The following is a 15,775-nucleotide window of genomic DNA, read 5'->3' on the forward strand; positions in this document are numbered from 1 at the left end:
CGGTGGAAATGCCGCTTTTACGCGGTCAGAGGGTGAAGGCTGTTTGCGTCCCAGGTCAGACCGATCCGGTCGCCGGGGTTGTGCGGGTGGGCAAAGAAATCAGCGTCAGCGATCAGCGCTGTCACTTCTTGATCTCCGGCGATTTTTGTCAGGACGGAAACATGGGTGCCCTGATATTCGATGGCGAGAATATCGGCGGCAACGGTGCCTTGGTCCGGTGCGGTCGTCGTGACGGCATCTGTGCGGATGGCAAAATGACCTTCGGGCAGCGCGATCACGTTATGCCCGCCCATGAATTGCGCGACAAAGCGGGTTTTGGGGGCGTTGAACACCGTGCGGGCGGGGCCTGCCTGTTCGATCACCGCGTTGTTCATCACCACGACCTCGTCGGCCAGCGCCAATGCTTCGTCCTGGCCATGGGTGACGTGGACAAAGCTGATCTGCAGCTCTTTTTGCAGTTTGCGCAATTCGGCCCGCATGCGGATGCGCAGGAACGGGTCGAGCGCTGAAAGCGGTTCGTCCAGCAGCAGAACCTGAGGGCGGGTGATCAAGGCACGCGCCAGTGCCACGCGTTGCTGTTGCCCGCCCGAAAGCTGATCGGGCAGCCGGTCGGCAAGGGCGGACAGGTCGACCAGTTCGAGCATTTCGCCGGCTTTGCCATAGCGCTCGGGTTTGTCGATGCCTTTCATCTTCAGGCTGAAGGCCACGTTGTCGCGCACGCTGAGATGCGGAAACAGGGCATAGCTTTGGAACATCATGGCGGTGCCGCGTTTGGCGGGGGGCAGGTGGGATATGTCGCGCCCAGCCAGCAGGATGGACCCGTCACTGACGCTTTCGTGCCCGGCGATCATCCGCAGGGTGGATGATTTGCCACAGCCCGACGGCCCGAGCAGGCAGGTGTAGCTTGCCGATTTGAAGTGATGGCTGACCGCATCAACGGCGACGGTCGTGCCGTACCTCTTGGTGACAGAAACCAGTTCCAGGTCTTGTAAGATCACGCTGATGTTTCTCCTGTGTTGTCTCATTCAGGCAGCAGGAAGGGGCGCGCGGGCAAAGGTTGATGGAATATTAATGGGGCTGAGTCTTGGGTATGTCGTGATTTTGATCGTTTGCCGGATGCTGCGCTCAAGAATTGGGCGCAATATTGTATACAATCAGAAGACGAGGCGCGCACAATCAAGGATCTCTTGTTCAATGCACCTGTGTCTGACATCAGCAACAGGCGAGGATCGTCATGACAAACAAACCTGATATTGCCACGATTGACGCGGCACACCGGCCCGCCCGCGTCCAGACTGTGGCTGATGCGGTGTCGCTTGCGATCCATGAACACCGGCTCGCGCCGGGAACCAAACTGGGCGAAGATGACCTGGCTGAGATCTATGGGGTGTCGCGCACGATCGTGCGTGCCGCGTTGCAGTCGTTGGCCCATGGCCAGCTTGTCGAAATTCGGCGCAATCGCGGGGCTTTCGTGGCGCAGCCCAGCCCCCACGAGGCGCGCGAAGTGTTCGAGGCGCGCGAACTGCTTGAACCGCGCACGGCCCGTTCTGCGGCGTTGCATGCGACGCCTGCCGACGTGGATATCCTGCGCACGCATATCGCAAATGAACATGCCGCGATTGCCGTCAAAGACCGTGGGCGGGCGCTGTTTTTGTCCGGTCGCTTTCATATCGAGATCGCGCGCATTGCCAATCAGGCCACGATCGCAGGGTTTATCGAGACGCTGATTGCCCGATCATCGTTGATTATCGCGCTATATTGGCGCCGCGAGAGCGCGCTATGTGAAAGCCATGCGCATCATTCGCTTGTGCAGGCCATCGCGGACAATGATGGTCAAAGGGCCGAGGAACTGATGCGCAGCCACCTTGTGGACCTGCATTCGACGTTGGATCTGCATCACGCGGCCCCCACGGGCGCGACGCTGAAGGACATCCTGCGCTGACATCGGACCGGGGTCCGGCACGGGCGCGAAAAAGTTTGGTCCCAATTGTCCTAGGTCAAAGTACCGCGCCTGCGTTTGGCCCATCATCACACCGTAACCATGTTGCCGGCCGGGCGTTCTTTGCGATGCAACGCGGGAATCGCTGCCATCAGTGGCTGGCGAAGGGGCTGAAATGAGTAAGAGAACAGCAAGACCCAAGACCAAATCGGTCGCTGGGAAGAGAGCGACCGCGCATGCGCTGGTCCCGGTTGTTGTCGCGCCCGGTCGACAGAGCCGTCCAGAGCATCCGCACCAGAACCTTGACCGGGGGGTGCGTGCGGCGGCTGCGCGGTTGAGCGGCGGCGTCGCGACCCACGCATTTGTTGAAGCCTGGACCGACTGGGCGCATCACATGGCCCAATCGCCGGGTCGTCAGCTAGAGCTCATTGAACATGCGCAACGCAGCGCGCTGAAGCTTATGACCTATGTGGCGGACACAAAACACGATGGGCAACCGCCCTTTGCCCCCAAAGGCTATGATCACCGCTTTGACAGTGAGGGCTGGAACGAGGCCCCGTTCGAGATGTGGAAACTGGGCTTTCTGGCGATGCAGGACTGGTGGGACCTTGCAACTGATCGCCTGCGGGGGTTGCAGCCCGATGATGCGGACCGCACCCGTTTTATGGCGCGACAGACGCTGGATCTGGTGTCGCCGTCGAATTTCCCATGGCTGAACCCCGAGATCATCAATGAGACGGTCGCGACCGGCGGTCAGAACCTGCGCGACGGTGCTGCCAATTTCGCCCATGATTTCATGAAAACGGTGTCGCAGGCGCATGAGGCGCCGCCGGAGGGCTATCAGATTGGCAAGGATTTGGCCTGTACGCCCGGTCAGGTCGTGTTTCGCAATGATCTGTGCGAATTGATCCAATACGCGCCACAGACCGAAAATGTGCGGTCCGAACCGATCCTGATCGTGCCGGCGTGGATCATGAAATACTATATCCTTGATTTGTCGCCGCATAACTCGATGGTGAATTACCTTGTGGGGCAGGGGTTCACTGTATTCATGATTTCATGGTGCAACCCCACGGCGGAGCAGGCCGCATTGTCGCTGGAAGATTATCGGCAGCGTGGCGTGATGGCGGCGCTTGATATGATCAATGCCATCGTGCCGGATCAAAAGGTTCATGCTGTCGGCTATTGTCTGGGCGGCACGATGTTGGCGATTGCGGCGGCGACGATGGCGCGCGGAGGTGATGACCGGCTGGCCACGATCACGTTGATGGCCGCACAGGTCGATTTTGCCGAAGCCGGAGAGTTGCTTTTGTTTCTGGACGAAAGTCAGGTGGCCTTTCTCGAGGACATGATGTGGGATCAGGGCTATCTTGATCGGCCACAGATGGCGCGGGCCTTTTCGACCATCAGGTCCGAAGACCTGATCTATTCGCGGGCCGTGCGCCGGTATTTTCTTGGGAAAGAGGATCTGCCGACGGATATGGGCGTTTGGGTGGCGGACACGACCCGCATGCCCGCCCGGATGCATGCGCAATATCTGCGTGGCCTGTTTTTGGAAAACCGTCTGTCGGCGGGGCGTTTTGCCGTTGAGGGGCGGGTGATAGCGATGAAGGATATCGCGGCACCGATGTTTGTGATCGCCACCGAGGACGATCACATTGCGCCGTGGCGGTCGGTTTATAAGACCCAGTTGTTCACCGACTGTGACCTTACGTTTGTGTTGACCAGCGGGGGCCACAACGGCGGGATCGTCAACGAGCCGGGCAAATCGGGGCGTCATTTCCGGATGTCGCACCGCTCGCAGGGCGCGCTTTATGTGGGGCCGGATGCCTGGCTGGCACAGCGCGCGGCAATATCGGGGTCATGGTGGCCGGAATGGAAGGACTGGCTGGACGATCAAAGCAGTGGCGAACGATCCGCGCCAGCCGCCTGCGCACCGGGGCAGGACCATGCGGTGATCATCCCCGCACCGGGCACCTATGTGCATCAGACATGACCATGGCCACGCTGGCAAAAGATTGCGTTCGGTCAATCCGCAGCACGCAGCTTGTGGCATTTCCATCACTCGAAAGACGCGCATGTTTGCAGGGCCACACCCGATCGCAGTCATGGAGACCCAAGACGCTATGAGCACCCGGCAAGCATCCCAAACGGACACATCGACCGATGGGCAGATCGCGGCCATTCGGGGCGGTGTGGTGGATGTGATGTTCGACGGGCCGATGCCGCATATTCATGACTTGCTGTATGTCGGGGGTGTCGCGTTGGAGGTGGCGGCGCTGATTGGTGGTGGGCTGGTGCGGGCTATGGCATTGGCGCCGGTGCGTGGTCTTGGGGTGGGTATGTCGGTCAAGGCGACAGGAGGGCCGATTATGGTGCCTGTGGGTGATGCTGTGTTGGGGCGCATGCTGAATGTATTCGGTGCCCCGATGGACGGGCGCCCGGCACCTGCAAGCGCCGAAATGCGGTCCGTACATCAGGCACCGCCCAAGCTGAGTGATCGTGTCACGCGCTCGGAAATACTTGAAACCGGGATAAAGGCGATTGATTTGTTGTCGCCGATTGAGCGGGGCGGGAAAACGGGGCTGTTCGGTGGGGCGGGGGTTGGCAAGACCGTGCTGATCACCGAGCTGATCAACAACACGGTGCAGCATCACAAGGGTGTCAGCCTGTTTTGCGGGATCGGCGAGCGGTCCCGCGAGGCGGAGGAGCTGTACCGCGAGATGGGCGAGGCCGGGGTGCGCGACAAGACGGTGATGTTGTTTGGCCAGATGAACGAACCGCCCGGCGTGCGGTTTTTGATCGGCAACACAGCACTGACCATGGCCGAATATTTCCGGGACGATAAGGGGCAGGATGTCCTGCTTTTGATCGACAATATTTTCAGGTTTGTGCAGGCCGGGGCGGAGGTGTCGGGGCTGATGGGGCGGATGCCGTCACGTGTGGGGTATCAGCCGACACTTGCGACCGAGCTTGCCCAACTGCAGGAACGTATTTCGTCGACACGGCGCGGGGCGATCACGTCGATCCAGGCGGTGTATGTACCCGCCGATGACTTTACCGATCCCGCTGCTGCGCATATTTTTTCGCATTTGTCGGCCTCGGTGGTGCTGTCGCGCAAACGGGCGAGTGAGGGGCTTTATCCGGCGGTTGATCCGCTGGCGTCGGCGTCGGTTATGCTGTCGGCATCGGTGGTGGGGCAGCGGCATTATGATATTGCGCGCGCGGTTCGCCGCACGTTGGCGGAATATGAGGAACTGCGCGACATCATCGCAATGCTGGGCCTTGAAGAGCTGTCGGGTGCAGATCGCGCGACGGTGGCACGCGCACGGCGTTTGGAGCGGTTTTTGACCCAGCCGTTTTTCACAACAAGCTCTTTCACGGGAACGGATGGCAAGCTGGTGCCGGTCGCCGATACGCTGGATGGCTGCGAGACGATCCTTGGGCAGACCCGGTTCGACCTGCCGGAAAGTGCCTATTACATGATCGGCGATCTGCATGATCTGGAGGATGCCGTATGACTATGGCCACCGATATGCACGTGACACTGCGGCTGCCAACCAAGGTGTTGTATGACGGGCGCGTGATACGCATCAATGCCGTGGCAAAAAATGGCGCCTTTGGGATCATGCCCAACCACATTGATTTTGTCACCGCGATTGTCCCGTCGGTCATGACACTGGGGCTGGCGGATGGCTCCGAGGAAATCTTTGGTCTTGATGAGGGGCTTTTGGTCAAGAAGGGGCATCATGTTGCTGTGGCCGTGCTGCGTGGCGTTCATGGCGATGATCTGGGCACGTTGCAGCAGACAGTGCAGGACAGTTTTATCGAGATGGATGAGGACGAGCGGCGCGCGCGCTCTGCTTTGTCGCGGCTTGAGGCCAATATCGTCCGGCGCTTTGCCGAGCTGCGAGAGCCGCAGCCATGACGATCAAACCCGACAAACCCGCCGACGATATCGTCCAGCATGCCAGACGGAAAAAAGCCGCGCGCGATCATCCCGGACCCAGTCCGCTGCGGGGCATAGGCACCTTTGGCATGATCGGCTGGTCGATTGCCGTGCCGACGGTGGGCGGCGCATTTCTGGGGCTTTGGCTGGATCGGGTGGCGCCGCAACGCTTTTCATGGACCATCGCGCTGATCCTTGGGGGCGTGGTGTTGGGCGCGTTCATCGCCGGCATGTGGGTTGGCAAGGAGGGGCGGGACGAATGATGTCGGTTGACTGGAATGCGGTGATGCTGGGGCTTGGGATCGGTGCCGTCGTCAGTGCGGCCTTTTTCAAAGGACTTGCCCTTGGGATGCGTCTGGCGCTGGGCGCGGCCCAGCCGATGGGCGTGTTGTTGGTCAGTGCGGGGCTGCGGATCATGGCGCTGCTGGGCGTCGGCTGGGCCATCGTCTGGCAGGCGGGGCCGTGGGCATTGGTTGCGTATGGCACGGCGTTTTTCATCATCCGGCTTGTCGCCACAACGTTTGTCAGGGCTGGGTTGGGCGCCGGTGGCACGCCATGACGCTGACGCCTGATCAGATCATCGTTTTCGTCGCTTGGGGCATATCGGTCAATGCGACGGTTGTTTTTACCTGGGTTGTCATGGCGTTGCTGACGGTTGCATCAATGCTGATCACCCACAATTTGCGCCCTGATGTGCCGCCAAGCCGTTGGCGCACCACGTTGGAGGTGATCGTTTTGGGGATTCAGGGGCAGATACATGAAATCACCCGGCGTCCCGCACGCCAGTTGCTGTATTTTTCGGGGACGCTGTTTCTTTTTATCGCCACGTCCAACCTTTTGATGGTTGTTCCGGGCTTTCAGCCGCCGACGGCATCGCTGTCAACGACGACAGCATTGGCCCTGTCGGTCTTGGTGGCTGTGCCGTTGTTTGGGATCGGTAGCCGGGGGGTCGTTGGATACCTGAAAACCTATCTGGAGCCGTCTTTTGTCATGCTGCCGTTTAATGTCATCTCGGAGTTTTCGCGCGGTATCTCGCTTGCGATCCGGCTTTACGGCAATATCATGAGCGGCGGCGTCATTGCAGCAATCTTGCTGAGTGTCGCGCCGTTTTTCTTTCCCGTTATCATGGACGTGCTGGGTCTGCTGACGGGATTAATCCAGGCGTATATCTTTGCGATCTTGGCGACGGTCTATATTTCCAGCGCGACAGCCGCCACAAAACCTGCCCAGCCCGAAGAGGAAACACAATGACAGAACTTGCCATTATTGCGGCCATATCAATCTTTACCGCAGGATTCACCGTGTCATTTGGCGCATTGGGGCCTGCCCTTGGCGAAGGGCGTGCCGCGTCCACCGCGCTGAATGCGATTGCGCAGCAACCAGACGCCGCACCGACGATTTCGCGGACATTGTTTGTGAGCCTTGCGATGATTGAATCCACGGCGATCTATTGTTTCGTGGTCGCAATGATCCTGCTTTTCGCCAATCCATTCTGGAACGCGGCGCTGGCGGCCGCACAGGCTGCGGGCGGGTAGCTGTGTCAATCGACTGGATCACCGTCGCCGCCCAGCTGGCCAATTTTCTGGTTCTGGTCTGGCTATTGAAACGGTTTCTGTACCGTCCCATTCTGGACGGCATTGATGCCCGTGAGGCCGAGATCAGCGAGCGGATGAAAGAAGCCGCGCAAACAAAGGCCAAGGCCGAAGCGGCACAGTCGGAGTATCATGACCAGTTGGCGGCCTTGCATTTCGAACAATCGGAAATGACCGATGAGATGCGCCACAAGGCAGAAAAGCAGCGCGATGCATTGTTGGCTGAAACGCACGAGCGGCTGGAGCAGGAGCGCGCCGATTGGCAGGCCCATCTTGAAGAAGAAACGCGCAAATATACCGCCAAGCTGCACCGTGCTGGCGCGGGCGCGTTGTTAGCTTTGACCCGTAAGGCGTTGACTGATTTGGCAGATGAGAGTTTGGAGTCTCGGATCGCGCATCATTTGTGCGAGAAAATCGCGTCGATGAAACCAGACCTGCAGCGTGCGGCGGGAGATGGCCCCGAGGCCGTTATCGTCAGTCATGATGCTTTGTCAAAAACGGCACAAGATGAAATGACAGCACAGCTCGGGGCGGTTTTTCCCAAGGCGTCATTGCGGTTTGAAACGGATGCCGATCAGGCACCGGGGGTTATCGTGCGCATCGGCGGCGCGCAGCTTTCGTGGACTGTGGACACCTATATCGAGGGTCTGGATGCGCTGATGGAGGAGCAGTTCGCAGTGATACCGGACGCCAAGGTGCCGTCGCATGTACACTGAAACGAGGATGACGGCACCTGCGCCGAACGTGGTTTTGGACGCGTTACTGGCAAGCCCGTCGCCTGCGCCGCGACTAAGCGAAATCGGCAAGGTGGCCGAGGTGGGGGACGGTATCGCCGTTGTCACCGGCTTGCAGCGCGCGTTGTCGGAAGAGGTGCTACAGTTTTCAGGCGGCGTGCAAGGTATCGTGCTTGACGTTGAGCCGGGGCGTCTGGGTGTTGTTCTGTTGGGACCTTCGGACCGCATTGGTGTTGGCGACAGCGTCGTTAGGTCGCACAAAGTGGTCGGGACGAAGGTAGGTCCGGGGCTACTGGGTCGTGTCGTGGATGCGCTTGGCGCGCCGCGCGACGGCAAGGGCCCGATCAACGCGCAGGCGGTGCGACCGGTCGAGGCGGAAGCCCCGAAAATTCTGGATCGCGAGGCCATCACACGGCCTCTGGCCACAGGGATCAAGGCGATTGATGCGGCGGTGCCTGTGGGGTTGGGACAGCGCGAGCTGATCATCGGGGACCGGCAGACCGGCAAGACATCGTTGGCGGTGGATGCCATTATCAACCAAAAGAACACCGATGTGATCTGTATCTACTGTGCCATTGGCCAGCGCGGTGATGCGGTTGCAAAGGCGATTGGTGCGATCCGTGCCGGTGGCATGATGGAGCGCACGATCGTCATCTTTGCGGGGGACGAGGACGCTGCCGGTCTGGCATATGTCGCGCCCTATGCGGCGATGACGATGGCCACGTTTTTTTCGGACCAGTCCAAAGATGTTCTGGTGGTGATGGATGATCTGACACACCACGCGCGATCGTACCGCGAGTTATCGCTCTTGCTGCGTCGCCCACCGGGCCGAGAGGCATTTCCCGGCGATATCTTCTATATTCATGCGCGACTGCTGGAACGGGCAGGGCAATTCACCAAAGCGGCGGGCGGCGGGTCGATCACGGTTCTGCCGGTCGTCGAGACGCAGGCCGAAAACCTGTCTGCATATATTCCGACGAACCTGATTTCTATCACCGATGGGCAAATCTATCTTTCGCCACGGTTGGTGCGGAAAAACCAGTTTCCGGCAGTTGATCTGGGGGTTTCCGTGTCGCGGGTGGGGGGGAAGGCGCAAAGCCGGGCATTTCGCGCCGTGGCCGGGAACTTGCGGGTGATGTTGTCGCAGTTTGAGGAACTGGAGGATTTCGCCCGGTTCGGCACGCGGTTGGATGATGAGACGCGGGCGCGTTTGACACGCGGTGCCGCTGTCCGGTCGGCGCTGCGGCAAGCGGAACGCGATCCAATGCCCGCTATTGAGCAGTTGGCGGTTTTGGTCGCCGCGATAGACGGGAAGCTCGATGGGTTGAGTGACCTGCAGTCGTCACAGGTCATGACGCGTCTGCGCGCGGCAGCAGCGAAAGACCTTGGTGATATTGCCAAACGGATTTCGCAGGACGCACCGCTCAGCGATGACGACCGCAGCCGGATGGTCGCGCTTGGCGAACAGGCGCGCAAGGCCGAAGGAGGGTCGTGATGGCGCAGACGCTTGAAGCACTGTCGCGCCGGACGGCCAGCATGCAAGGTATTCGCAGCATCGTTCACACGATGAAAACCCTTTCGGCGATCAATGCCGCACCCTATGACCACGCCGCGCGCGGGATCGAAGCCTATCACGACACCATTCTGCTGGGTCTTCAGGCGTTTCTGGCCCGCTATGGTCCGCTTGACATGTCGGGGGCAAATGTCGCGACGCGGGTGCTGGTTGTTTTCGGGTCTGACCACGGCCTGTGCGGGAACTACAACGAGGCGCTGGCGACCCATGTTGCGCAATATCTTCAAAGCAGGGCGGACGAAGACACCAGCGTTCTGTGTGTTGGGGCGCAGATGGCCCACGCGCTGTCGGATGAGGGGATCGCGGCAAAAAGCACATTTTTTCCACCCGCGTCCGTTGATGGGATTGAGCGGCTTGCCAATCTTCTGACGCGGCATCTGGACGATATCAGACAGGCGATGAACCCGCGTGAAATGGCTATTTCGCTTGCTTATTTTGCCCGTGAAACCCCCAATTCACAAAAACCACAGGTCAGGGTGCTGTTGCCGCTTGATCCGGAGCTGATTGGCAAACTTGCGCACGCGCCATGGCAATCGCGCAGTCGGCCATTTTTCTCCATGGCACCTGATGATCTGCTCAGGGAGATCATCCGCAACCATCTGTTTGCAAGCATTTTTCGCGCGGCTGCCGACGCCTTGGCGACTGAAAACGCAGCGCGACTTGCGTTGATGCAGCAGGCCGAGAAATCGGTTGATGACCGGCTTGAAGAACTGGTGGCAGATATGCGCACGATGCGGCAGAGTGAGATTACCAGCGAGCTGATGGATGTCATTATCGGATTCGAGGCATTCAAAAAGAAAAAAGATCGCCCGTCGTAGGCTGTTTTCGACCTAGGCCGCTTGGGTGCGCAGATAGGCCGCAAGCGCGTTGAAGCTGCGCATTTCGGGATAGTCGGTCTCTGGCATATCAAGGTTGAAGCGTTTGCCCAGTGCGGTGACGAGGTTGAGAAAATCCATGGAGTCGATGTCAAACTCGTCGCGCAGGTCCTGTGCGGGATCAATATCGTCAAGGCTGATATCGGGCGCGATGCGGTGCAGCTCTTGGGTCAGGGCGGTTTCAATATCCTGATCTGTCATAGTGTGTCCGGCGTTTGCAGGTTTTTGTCGATGGTATTGAGAAACAGCGCACCGCGACGGCCATCGCTGACGCGATGATCGGCGGCCAAAGTCACGGTGGCTGTCAGGCGCGCAGCGACCTGTTCGTCGTGGACCCAAGGCCGCATGGCAGGGGTGCCGATGCCGACAATGGCGACCTGTGGCGGGTAGATGATGCCGTAGAGCCGATCCACGCCGCGATCCCCAAGGCTGGTGAGGGTGATCGTGGCATCGGACAATTCGCGCGCGCGAAAACGCCCGGCGCGGACCCGCGTGATCAGGTCCCGCATAGATGTCATCAGATCATCGAGACGCTGCGTGTCGGCATTGAAAATCGCGGGGGCCACCAATCCGCCGCTGCGCAGGCTGATGGCAAGACCTGTGTGGACCGCATCGCTTTGATGAAACCCATCATCGGTAAAGTGGCCATTCATTTCCGGGACTTTGACGACCGCGTTTGCGATGGCTTTGAGGTAAAGTGCGCCCAGCAACAGCCGGTCATCCGGCGCGCGATCTGCGTTTTCTGCGCTGACAAAGGCCTGCGCGTTGGTCAGATCGACAGTGTGGGACAGGTAGTAATGCGGTATGTCGCGTTTTGAGCGCGTCATCGCGGCGGCGATGGCGGTGCGCATGTCGGTCTGTGCGGGTGGCCTGTCATTTTGGGTCAGCATGGCAATGTCGGACCGGGTAATGGGTGCGCCGGATCGGGTTGCGACGGTGCTTGGGTCGATCCCGGTTTGCACCGCCAGACGGCGCGCCGCAGGGCTGATGCGCCGGCGCGGGCGGTCATCGGGGATCGGCGTGTCAGGTGGGCCGGGTTTGGGCGGGGCCGGTTTGGGCGGGGCCGGTTTGGGCGGGGCCGGTTTGGGCGGGGCAATATCCGGGATAGCCGGTGCCGCTGCGGCACTTTCGCCCTTTTCCCGGATCATGGCGAGCGGCGTGCCGACGGCGACGTTGGTGCCGATATCGACCAGCCAATTGTCCAATATGCCATCTTCGAACGCTTCGATCTCGATCACGCCCTTTTGGGTTTCGACGGCGGCAATGATATCGCCGCGCTGTACCGCGTCGCCCGGCGACACAAGCTGTTCAACCAAGGTGGCGTCCGTCATATCGGCGCCCAGCGACGGCATGAGAAATGCGCTCATGGGGTGGCGCCCATCAGGTGTTTGACTGTTGCCACGATCTTGGCGGTTTGGGGAATGGCGGCCTGTTCGAGATGTTGCGCATAGGGGATTGGCACCTCTTCGCTGCAGACACGGGCCAAGGGGGCGTCCAATTCGTAAAATGCGTCTTCGGCCAGCCGCATACCGATTTCGGCGGACAGGCTGCCGCTTTTCCAGCCTTCATCGACGATCACGGCGCGCCGGGTTTTGGTCACGGAGGCGATGATGGTTGGCATGTCCAGGGGGCGCAGGCAGCGCAGGTCGATGACTTCGGCAGATATGCCGTCGTTGGCCAGCTGATCTGCGGCGTCCAGCGTTTTGAACAGCGAACCACCATAGGTGATCAGGGACACATCCGTGCCAACCCGGCGGATTGCGGCGCGGTCGATGTCAACGGCACCTGCGTTTGCGGCGATGTCACCTTCGCGGTTATAGAGCATGACATTTTCAAATATCAGAACTGGGTCCGGGTCCTGCAATGCGGTCCACAGCATGCCTCTTGCATCGTCCATGGTGGCGGGGGCAAGGACGCGCAGGCCGGGAATATGGGCATACCAGCCTTCTAACGAATGTGAATGCTGTGCGGCCAGTTGTTTGCCCGCGCCTGTCGCCATGCGGATCACAACCGGCACGCCAAACTGGTTGTTCGACATATGGCGCAGTGTGGCAGCCGTGTTCAAAATCTGATCAAGGGCCAGAAGCGAGAAATTCACCGTCATCAATTCGACGATGGGGCGCATCCCGGCGATGGCGGCACCGATCCCCGCCCCGGTGAACCCGGATTCAGACAGCGGTGTGTCGCGAATGCGATCTGGCCCGAACTGGTCCAACAGCCCTTTGCTGACAGCATAGCATCCGCCATAGTGGCCCACGTCTTCGCCCATCAGGAAAACACCGGGGTCGCGGGTCATGGCATCGACGATCGCGGCTTTCACGGCCTCGCGGTAGGTTGTTTTCATCATCGGGCCGGGGGGCGCGGGAACCGGCGGTGCAGGGCGATCCGGCGAGGTGACAAACCGTGTCAGTGATTGCACAGGTTCGTCGGTTCCGGCCTCTGCAAAGGCCACGGCCTCTGCGATCTCTTCATCAATGCTGACGATGATCTTCGACACTTCATCGGCGTGTACAAGGCCGCTGTCCTGCAACCACGTCTGAAACCGCAAGATGGGCCCTTTCTTGCGCCATTCTGCGATCTCCTCCTTGGAGCGATAGAGTTGTGCGTCGAACATCGAATGGGCGCGAAAACGGTAGGTGCGACATTCGAGGAAATACGGTTTTCCGGTCTTGGCAATGTAATTCAGGGCGCGGCGTGCGGCGACTTCGACGGCGACGATATCCATGCCGTCAACGGCTTCGCTCTGGATGCCATAACAGGCAGCTTTTGCGCTGATGTCGGTTTGAGATTCAGACAGGTGCAGTGCCGTGCCCATTGCATAGCCGTTGTTTTCGCACACAAACATGACGGGCAATTGCCATAGCGCGGCAAGGTTGAGGCTTTCGTGAAATTCGCCTTCTGCGGCGGCACCTTCGCCGGAAAAGCAGGCGGTGACGGTATCGTCCGTGGGACTTAACCTATCGGCCAGTGCCAGCCCGACCGCCATGGGTAGGCCGCCGCCGACGATTGCGTTACCGCCGTAAAACCGGTGATCGCGGCTGAACAGGTGCATGGATCCGCCGCGCCCGCCAGCGCAGCCTTCGGCCTTGCCGAACATTTCCGCCAAAATGCTGCCCATGGGGATGCCGCGGGCCAGAGCATGGCCGTGTTCGCGGTAGGTGGCGACAACGCGATCCTGAGCGGAGAGCAGCGGAATGATGCCGGCGGCAATGGCCTCTTCGCCATCGTACAGGTGCAGAAAGCCGCGGATTTTTTGCTGGGTGTACAGTTCGGCGCATTTGTCTTCGAACCGCCTGATCCGGATCATGTCTTTGAGCAGGCTGCGCACGTGCTCGTGATCAAGCCGTGGTTTGAGATTGGTCATTGCTCATCACTTTCCAAGGTCGAAATGTCACCTTCGGGTAAGCCAAGTTCGCGTGCTTTCAGCAGGCGCCGCATGATTTTGCCGCTGCGGGTCTTGGGCAGGTTGGTGCGGAATACCATTTCCTTTGGCGCGACGGCCGGACCCAGCCGGGTGCGGGCGTGCCCCAGCAGTTCCAGAAGCAGCTGATCGGTGGGTTCAATGCCGGGTTTGAGCGCGACAAAGGCTTTGACGCGTTCACCCGCCGTTTCATCCGGCACGCCGATCACGGCCACCTCTGCGACGGCGGGATGTTCCATCAACGCGCTTTCGACCTCGAACGGTCCAATCAGATGGCCCGCGCTTTTGATCAGGTCATTGCTGCGACCGACGAACCAATAATATCCATCGCTGTCGCGCATCGCCAGATCACCGCTGAGATACCAGCCATCCCGAAAACATTTGTCGTAGCGCGCGGTTTCGTGCAAGTAGCCGCGCATCATCGACGGCCAACCTGGACGCAGCGCCAGTTCGCCGATGGCGCGCGGTTCGGTCAGTTGGCGCAGGCCGTCATCAGATGTCGCGACGATGCCGGCCTTGATCCCCGGCAATGGCTTGCCCATAGAGCCGGGCTTGACGGGCATGGCGGCGAAATTGGCGATCATGATGCCGCCGGTTTCCGTTTGCCACCAGTTGTCATGAAAGGGCATGCCAAAGGCACTGTTGCCCCAGATCACGGCTTCGGGGTTCAGCGGTTCACCGACGCTGGCCATAAAGCGCAGAGACGTGAAATCATGCCCCTTATGCGCGTTTTCCCCGGCCTTCATCAGCATGCGAATGGCGGTGGGTGCTGTGTACCAGACGTTCACCGCCTCTTGATCCAGAATATCGTACCACCGCGCGACATCGAATTCCGCCTCGTCAACGATCATGGTCACACGGTTCGTCAACGGGGCGATGATCCCATACGATGTGCCCGTCACCCAGCCCGGATCAGCGGTACACCAGTAGGTATCGCCGGGCCTGAGATCGAGCGCGAAGCGACCCGTGATGTGATGGGCCACGACGGCATCATGCACATGCACGACGCCTTTGGGTTTCCCGGTGGTGCCGGAGGTGAAGTGCAGAAGTGCGGTATCTTCGGGGTCCATTGCTTCGGTGGCAAAGCGGTCCGATGTGGCATCCATCAGCGTGGACAGGCGTTTGGTATTGGCCGCGTCGCCATCGGTGAGAAAGACGCTGCGCAAATCGGGCAACGCGTCGCGCAGCGCGCTGACCTTGCGCTTGTAAAGCCGTGCGGTGGTAATCAGGGCGTTTGCGCCGCCAATTTCCATCCGGGCGCGAATGGGTTCGGGGCCAAATGCCGAAAACAGCGGGCAAAAGACGCAGCCTGCTTTCAATGTGCCAAGCGCCGCGATGTAAAGCTCTGGTGTGCGGCCCAGTAATGCATAGACGCGGGCGCCTTTTTCGAGGCCCTGATCGCGCAGGACATTGGCAAAGCGGTTGGTCAGGTCCGACAGTTCCTGATAGGTAAATACCGTCCGGGTGCCGGATTTGGAAATCCAGCGCAAAGCGACCTGTGGGCCGTGGCCGGCAAGCACGTGCCGCTCGATCGCTTCGTGGGCGATATTGAGGCGGCCCCCGGGCAGGCCATTGATCAGCTTGCGTGCGTCATTCCATGAAAAACTGTCATATACGGCGGCGTAATCGGCCATATTGGCCGCATTTGCCACCTGTTTGGATTTTGGGATTGTGCCGTATTCCATGTCTTCT

Annotated in this window: 16 protein-coding genes; 11 read left to right on the forward strand and 5 right to left on the reverse strand. The window is 59.9% G+C overall.

Features of this window, described 5'->3' with window-relative positions:
• Nucleotides 1-17: 17 nt before the first annotated feature.
• Nucleotides 18-995 (reverse strand): ABC transporter ATP-binding protein, encoded by a 978-nt coding sequence (locus tag QZ196_RS04910; RefSeq protein ID WP_296424588.1) that lies wholly within the window; start codon nucleotides 993-995, stop codon nucleotides 18-20.
• Between the two features lie 239 nt (nucleotides 996-1,234).
• On the opposite strand from QZ196_RS04910, the gene QZ196_RS04915 reads away from it, so the two are divergent.
• The 11 genes from QZ196_RS04915 to QZ196_RS04965 all read left to right on the forward strand — a co-directional run bounded on the left by QZ196_RS04915 (nucleotide 1,235) and on the right by QZ196_RS04965 (nucleotide 10,605).
• Nucleotides 1,235-1,942 (forward strand): GntR family transcriptional regulator, encoded by a 708-nt coding sequence (locus QZ196_RS04915; RefSeq protein WP_296424492.1) that lies wholly within the window; start codon nucleotides 1,235-1,237, stop codon nucleotides 1,940-1,942.
• 172 nt (nucleotides 1,943-2,114) lie between these two features.
• Nucleotides 2,115-3,935 carry an alpha/beta fold hydrolase gene (locus QZ196_RS04920; protein WP_296424493.1) on the forward strand — a complete coding sequence of 607 codons (1,821 nt, stop codon included), beginning with the start codon at nucleotides 2,115-2,117 and terminating at the stop codon, nucleotides 3,933-3,935.
• Nucleotides 3,936-4,065: 130 nt separating this feature from the next.
• Nucleotides 4,066-5,460, forward strand: a complete 1,395-nt coding sequence (gene atpD / locus QZ196_RS04925; RefSeq protein WP_296424495.1) for a F0F1 ATP synthase subunit beta — start codon at nucleotides 4,066-4,068, stop codon at nucleotides 5,458-5,460.
• The gene (locus QZ196_RS04930; RefSeq protein WP_296424497.1) at nucleotides 5,457-5,867 is read left to right on the forward strand and encodes an ATPase; all 411 of its coding nucleotides are present in this window, start codon (nucleotides 5,457-5,459) and stop codon (nucleotides 5,865-5,867) included. Before atpD ends, QZ196_RS04930 begins: the two co-directional genes overlap by 4 nt.
• Nucleotides 5,864-6,151: an AtpZ/AtpI family protein gene (locus QZ196_RS04935; RefSeq protein WP_296424500.1), complete on the forward strand. Its 288-nt coding sequence runs from the start codon at nucleotides 5,864-5,866 to the stop codon at nucleotides 6,149-6,151. Before QZ196_RS04930 ends, QZ196_RS04935 begins: the two co-directional genes overlap by 4 nt.
• Nucleotides 6,148-6,447, forward strand: a complete 300-nt coding sequence (locus QZ196_RS04940; RefSeq protein ID WP_296424502.1) for an ATP synthase subunit AtpR — start codon at nucleotides 6,148-6,150, stop codon at nucleotides 6,445-6,447. The genes QZ196_RS04935 and QZ196_RS04940 overlap by 4 nt, the downstream gene beginning before the upstream one ends.
• Entirely contained in the window at nucleotides 6,444-7,139 is a 696-nt protein-coding gene (locus QZ196_RS04945) for a F0F1 ATP synthase subunit A (RefSeq protein ID WP_296424504.1), read from the forward strand. The genes QZ196_RS04940 and QZ196_RS04945 overlap by 4 nt, the downstream gene beginning before the upstream one ends.
• The gene (locus tag QZ196_RS04950) at nucleotides 7,136-7,423 is read left to right on the forward strand and encodes a F0F1 ATP synthase subunit C (protein ID WP_296424507.1); all 288 of its coding nucleotides are present in this window, start codon (nucleotides 7,136-7,138) and stop codon (nucleotides 7,421-7,423) included. Before QZ196_RS04945 ends, QZ196_RS04950 begins: the two co-directional genes overlap by 4 nt.
• A gap of 2 nt (nucleotides 7,424-7,425) precedes the next feature.
• Entirely contained in the window at nucleotides 7,426-8,196 is a 771-nt protein-coding gene (locus QZ196_RS04955) for a F0F1 ATP synthase subunit B (protein WP_296424509.1), read from the forward strand.
• Entirely contained in the window at nucleotides 8,186-9,709 is a 1,524-nt protein-coding gene (locus QZ196_RS04960) for a F0F1 ATP synthase subunit alpha (protein WP_296424511.1), read from the forward strand. Before QZ196_RS04955 ends, QZ196_RS04960 begins: the two co-directional genes overlap by 11 nt.
• Nucleotides 9,709-10,605 carry a FoF1 ATP synthase subunit gamma gene (locus tag QZ196_RS04965; RefSeq protein ID WP_296424512.1) on the forward strand — a complete coding sequence of 299 codons (897 nt, stop codon included), beginning with the start codon at nucleotides 9,709-9,711 and terminating at the stop codon, nucleotides 10,603-10,605. The genes QZ196_RS04960 and QZ196_RS04965 overlap by 1 nt, the downstream gene beginning before the upstream one ends.
• 12 nt (nucleotides 10,606-10,617) lie before the next feature.
• Here the strand turns inward: QZ196_RS04965 and QZ196_RS04970 are convergent, their stop codons facing one another.
• Genes QZ196_RS04970 through acsA form a run of 4 tightly spaced genes read right to left on the reverse strand, consistent with a single transcriptional unit; the run spans nucleotide 10,618 to nucleotide 15,768 of the window.
• Complete coding sequence (locus QZ196_RS04970) at nucleotides 10,618-10,863, reverse strand: acyl carrier protein (RefSeq protein ID WP_296424513.1); 246 nt, start codon at nucleotides 10,861-10,863, stop codon at nucleotides 10,618-10,620.
• Complete coding sequence (locus tag QZ196_RS04975; protein ID WP_296424517.1) at nucleotides 10,860-12,029, reverse strand: dihydrolipoamide acetyltransferase family protein; 1,170 nt, start codon at nucleotides 12,027-12,029, stop codon at nucleotides 10,860-10,862. The genes QZ196_RS04970 and QZ196_RS04975 overlap by 4 nt, the downstream gene beginning before the upstream one ends.
• On the reverse strand, nucleotides 12,026-14,026 hold the full coding sequence (gene pdhA / locus QZ196_RS04980; RefSeq protein WP_296424519.1) for a pyruvate dehydrogenase (acetyl-transferring) E1 component subunit alpha: 2,001 nt from the start codon (nucleotides 14,024-14,026) through the stop codon (nucleotides 12,026-12,028). The genes QZ196_RS04975 and pdhA overlap by 4 nt, the downstream gene beginning before the upstream one ends.
• The gene (acsA, locus tag QZ196_RS04985; protein WP_296424521.1) at nucleotides 14,023-15,768 is read right to left on the reverse strand and encodes an acetate--CoA ligase; all 1,746 of its coding nucleotides are present in this window, start codon (nucleotides 15,766-15,768) and stop codon (nucleotides 14,023-14,025) included. Before acsA ends, pdhA begins: the two co-directional genes overlap by 4 nt.
• Between the last annotated feature and the right edge of the window lie 7 nt (nucleotides 15,769-15,775).

This window comes from Yoonia sp., from assembly GCF_017854565.1.
Taxonomy (GTDB): Bacteria; Pseudomonadota; Alphaproteobacteria; order Rhodobacterales; family Rhodobacteraceae; genus Yoonia.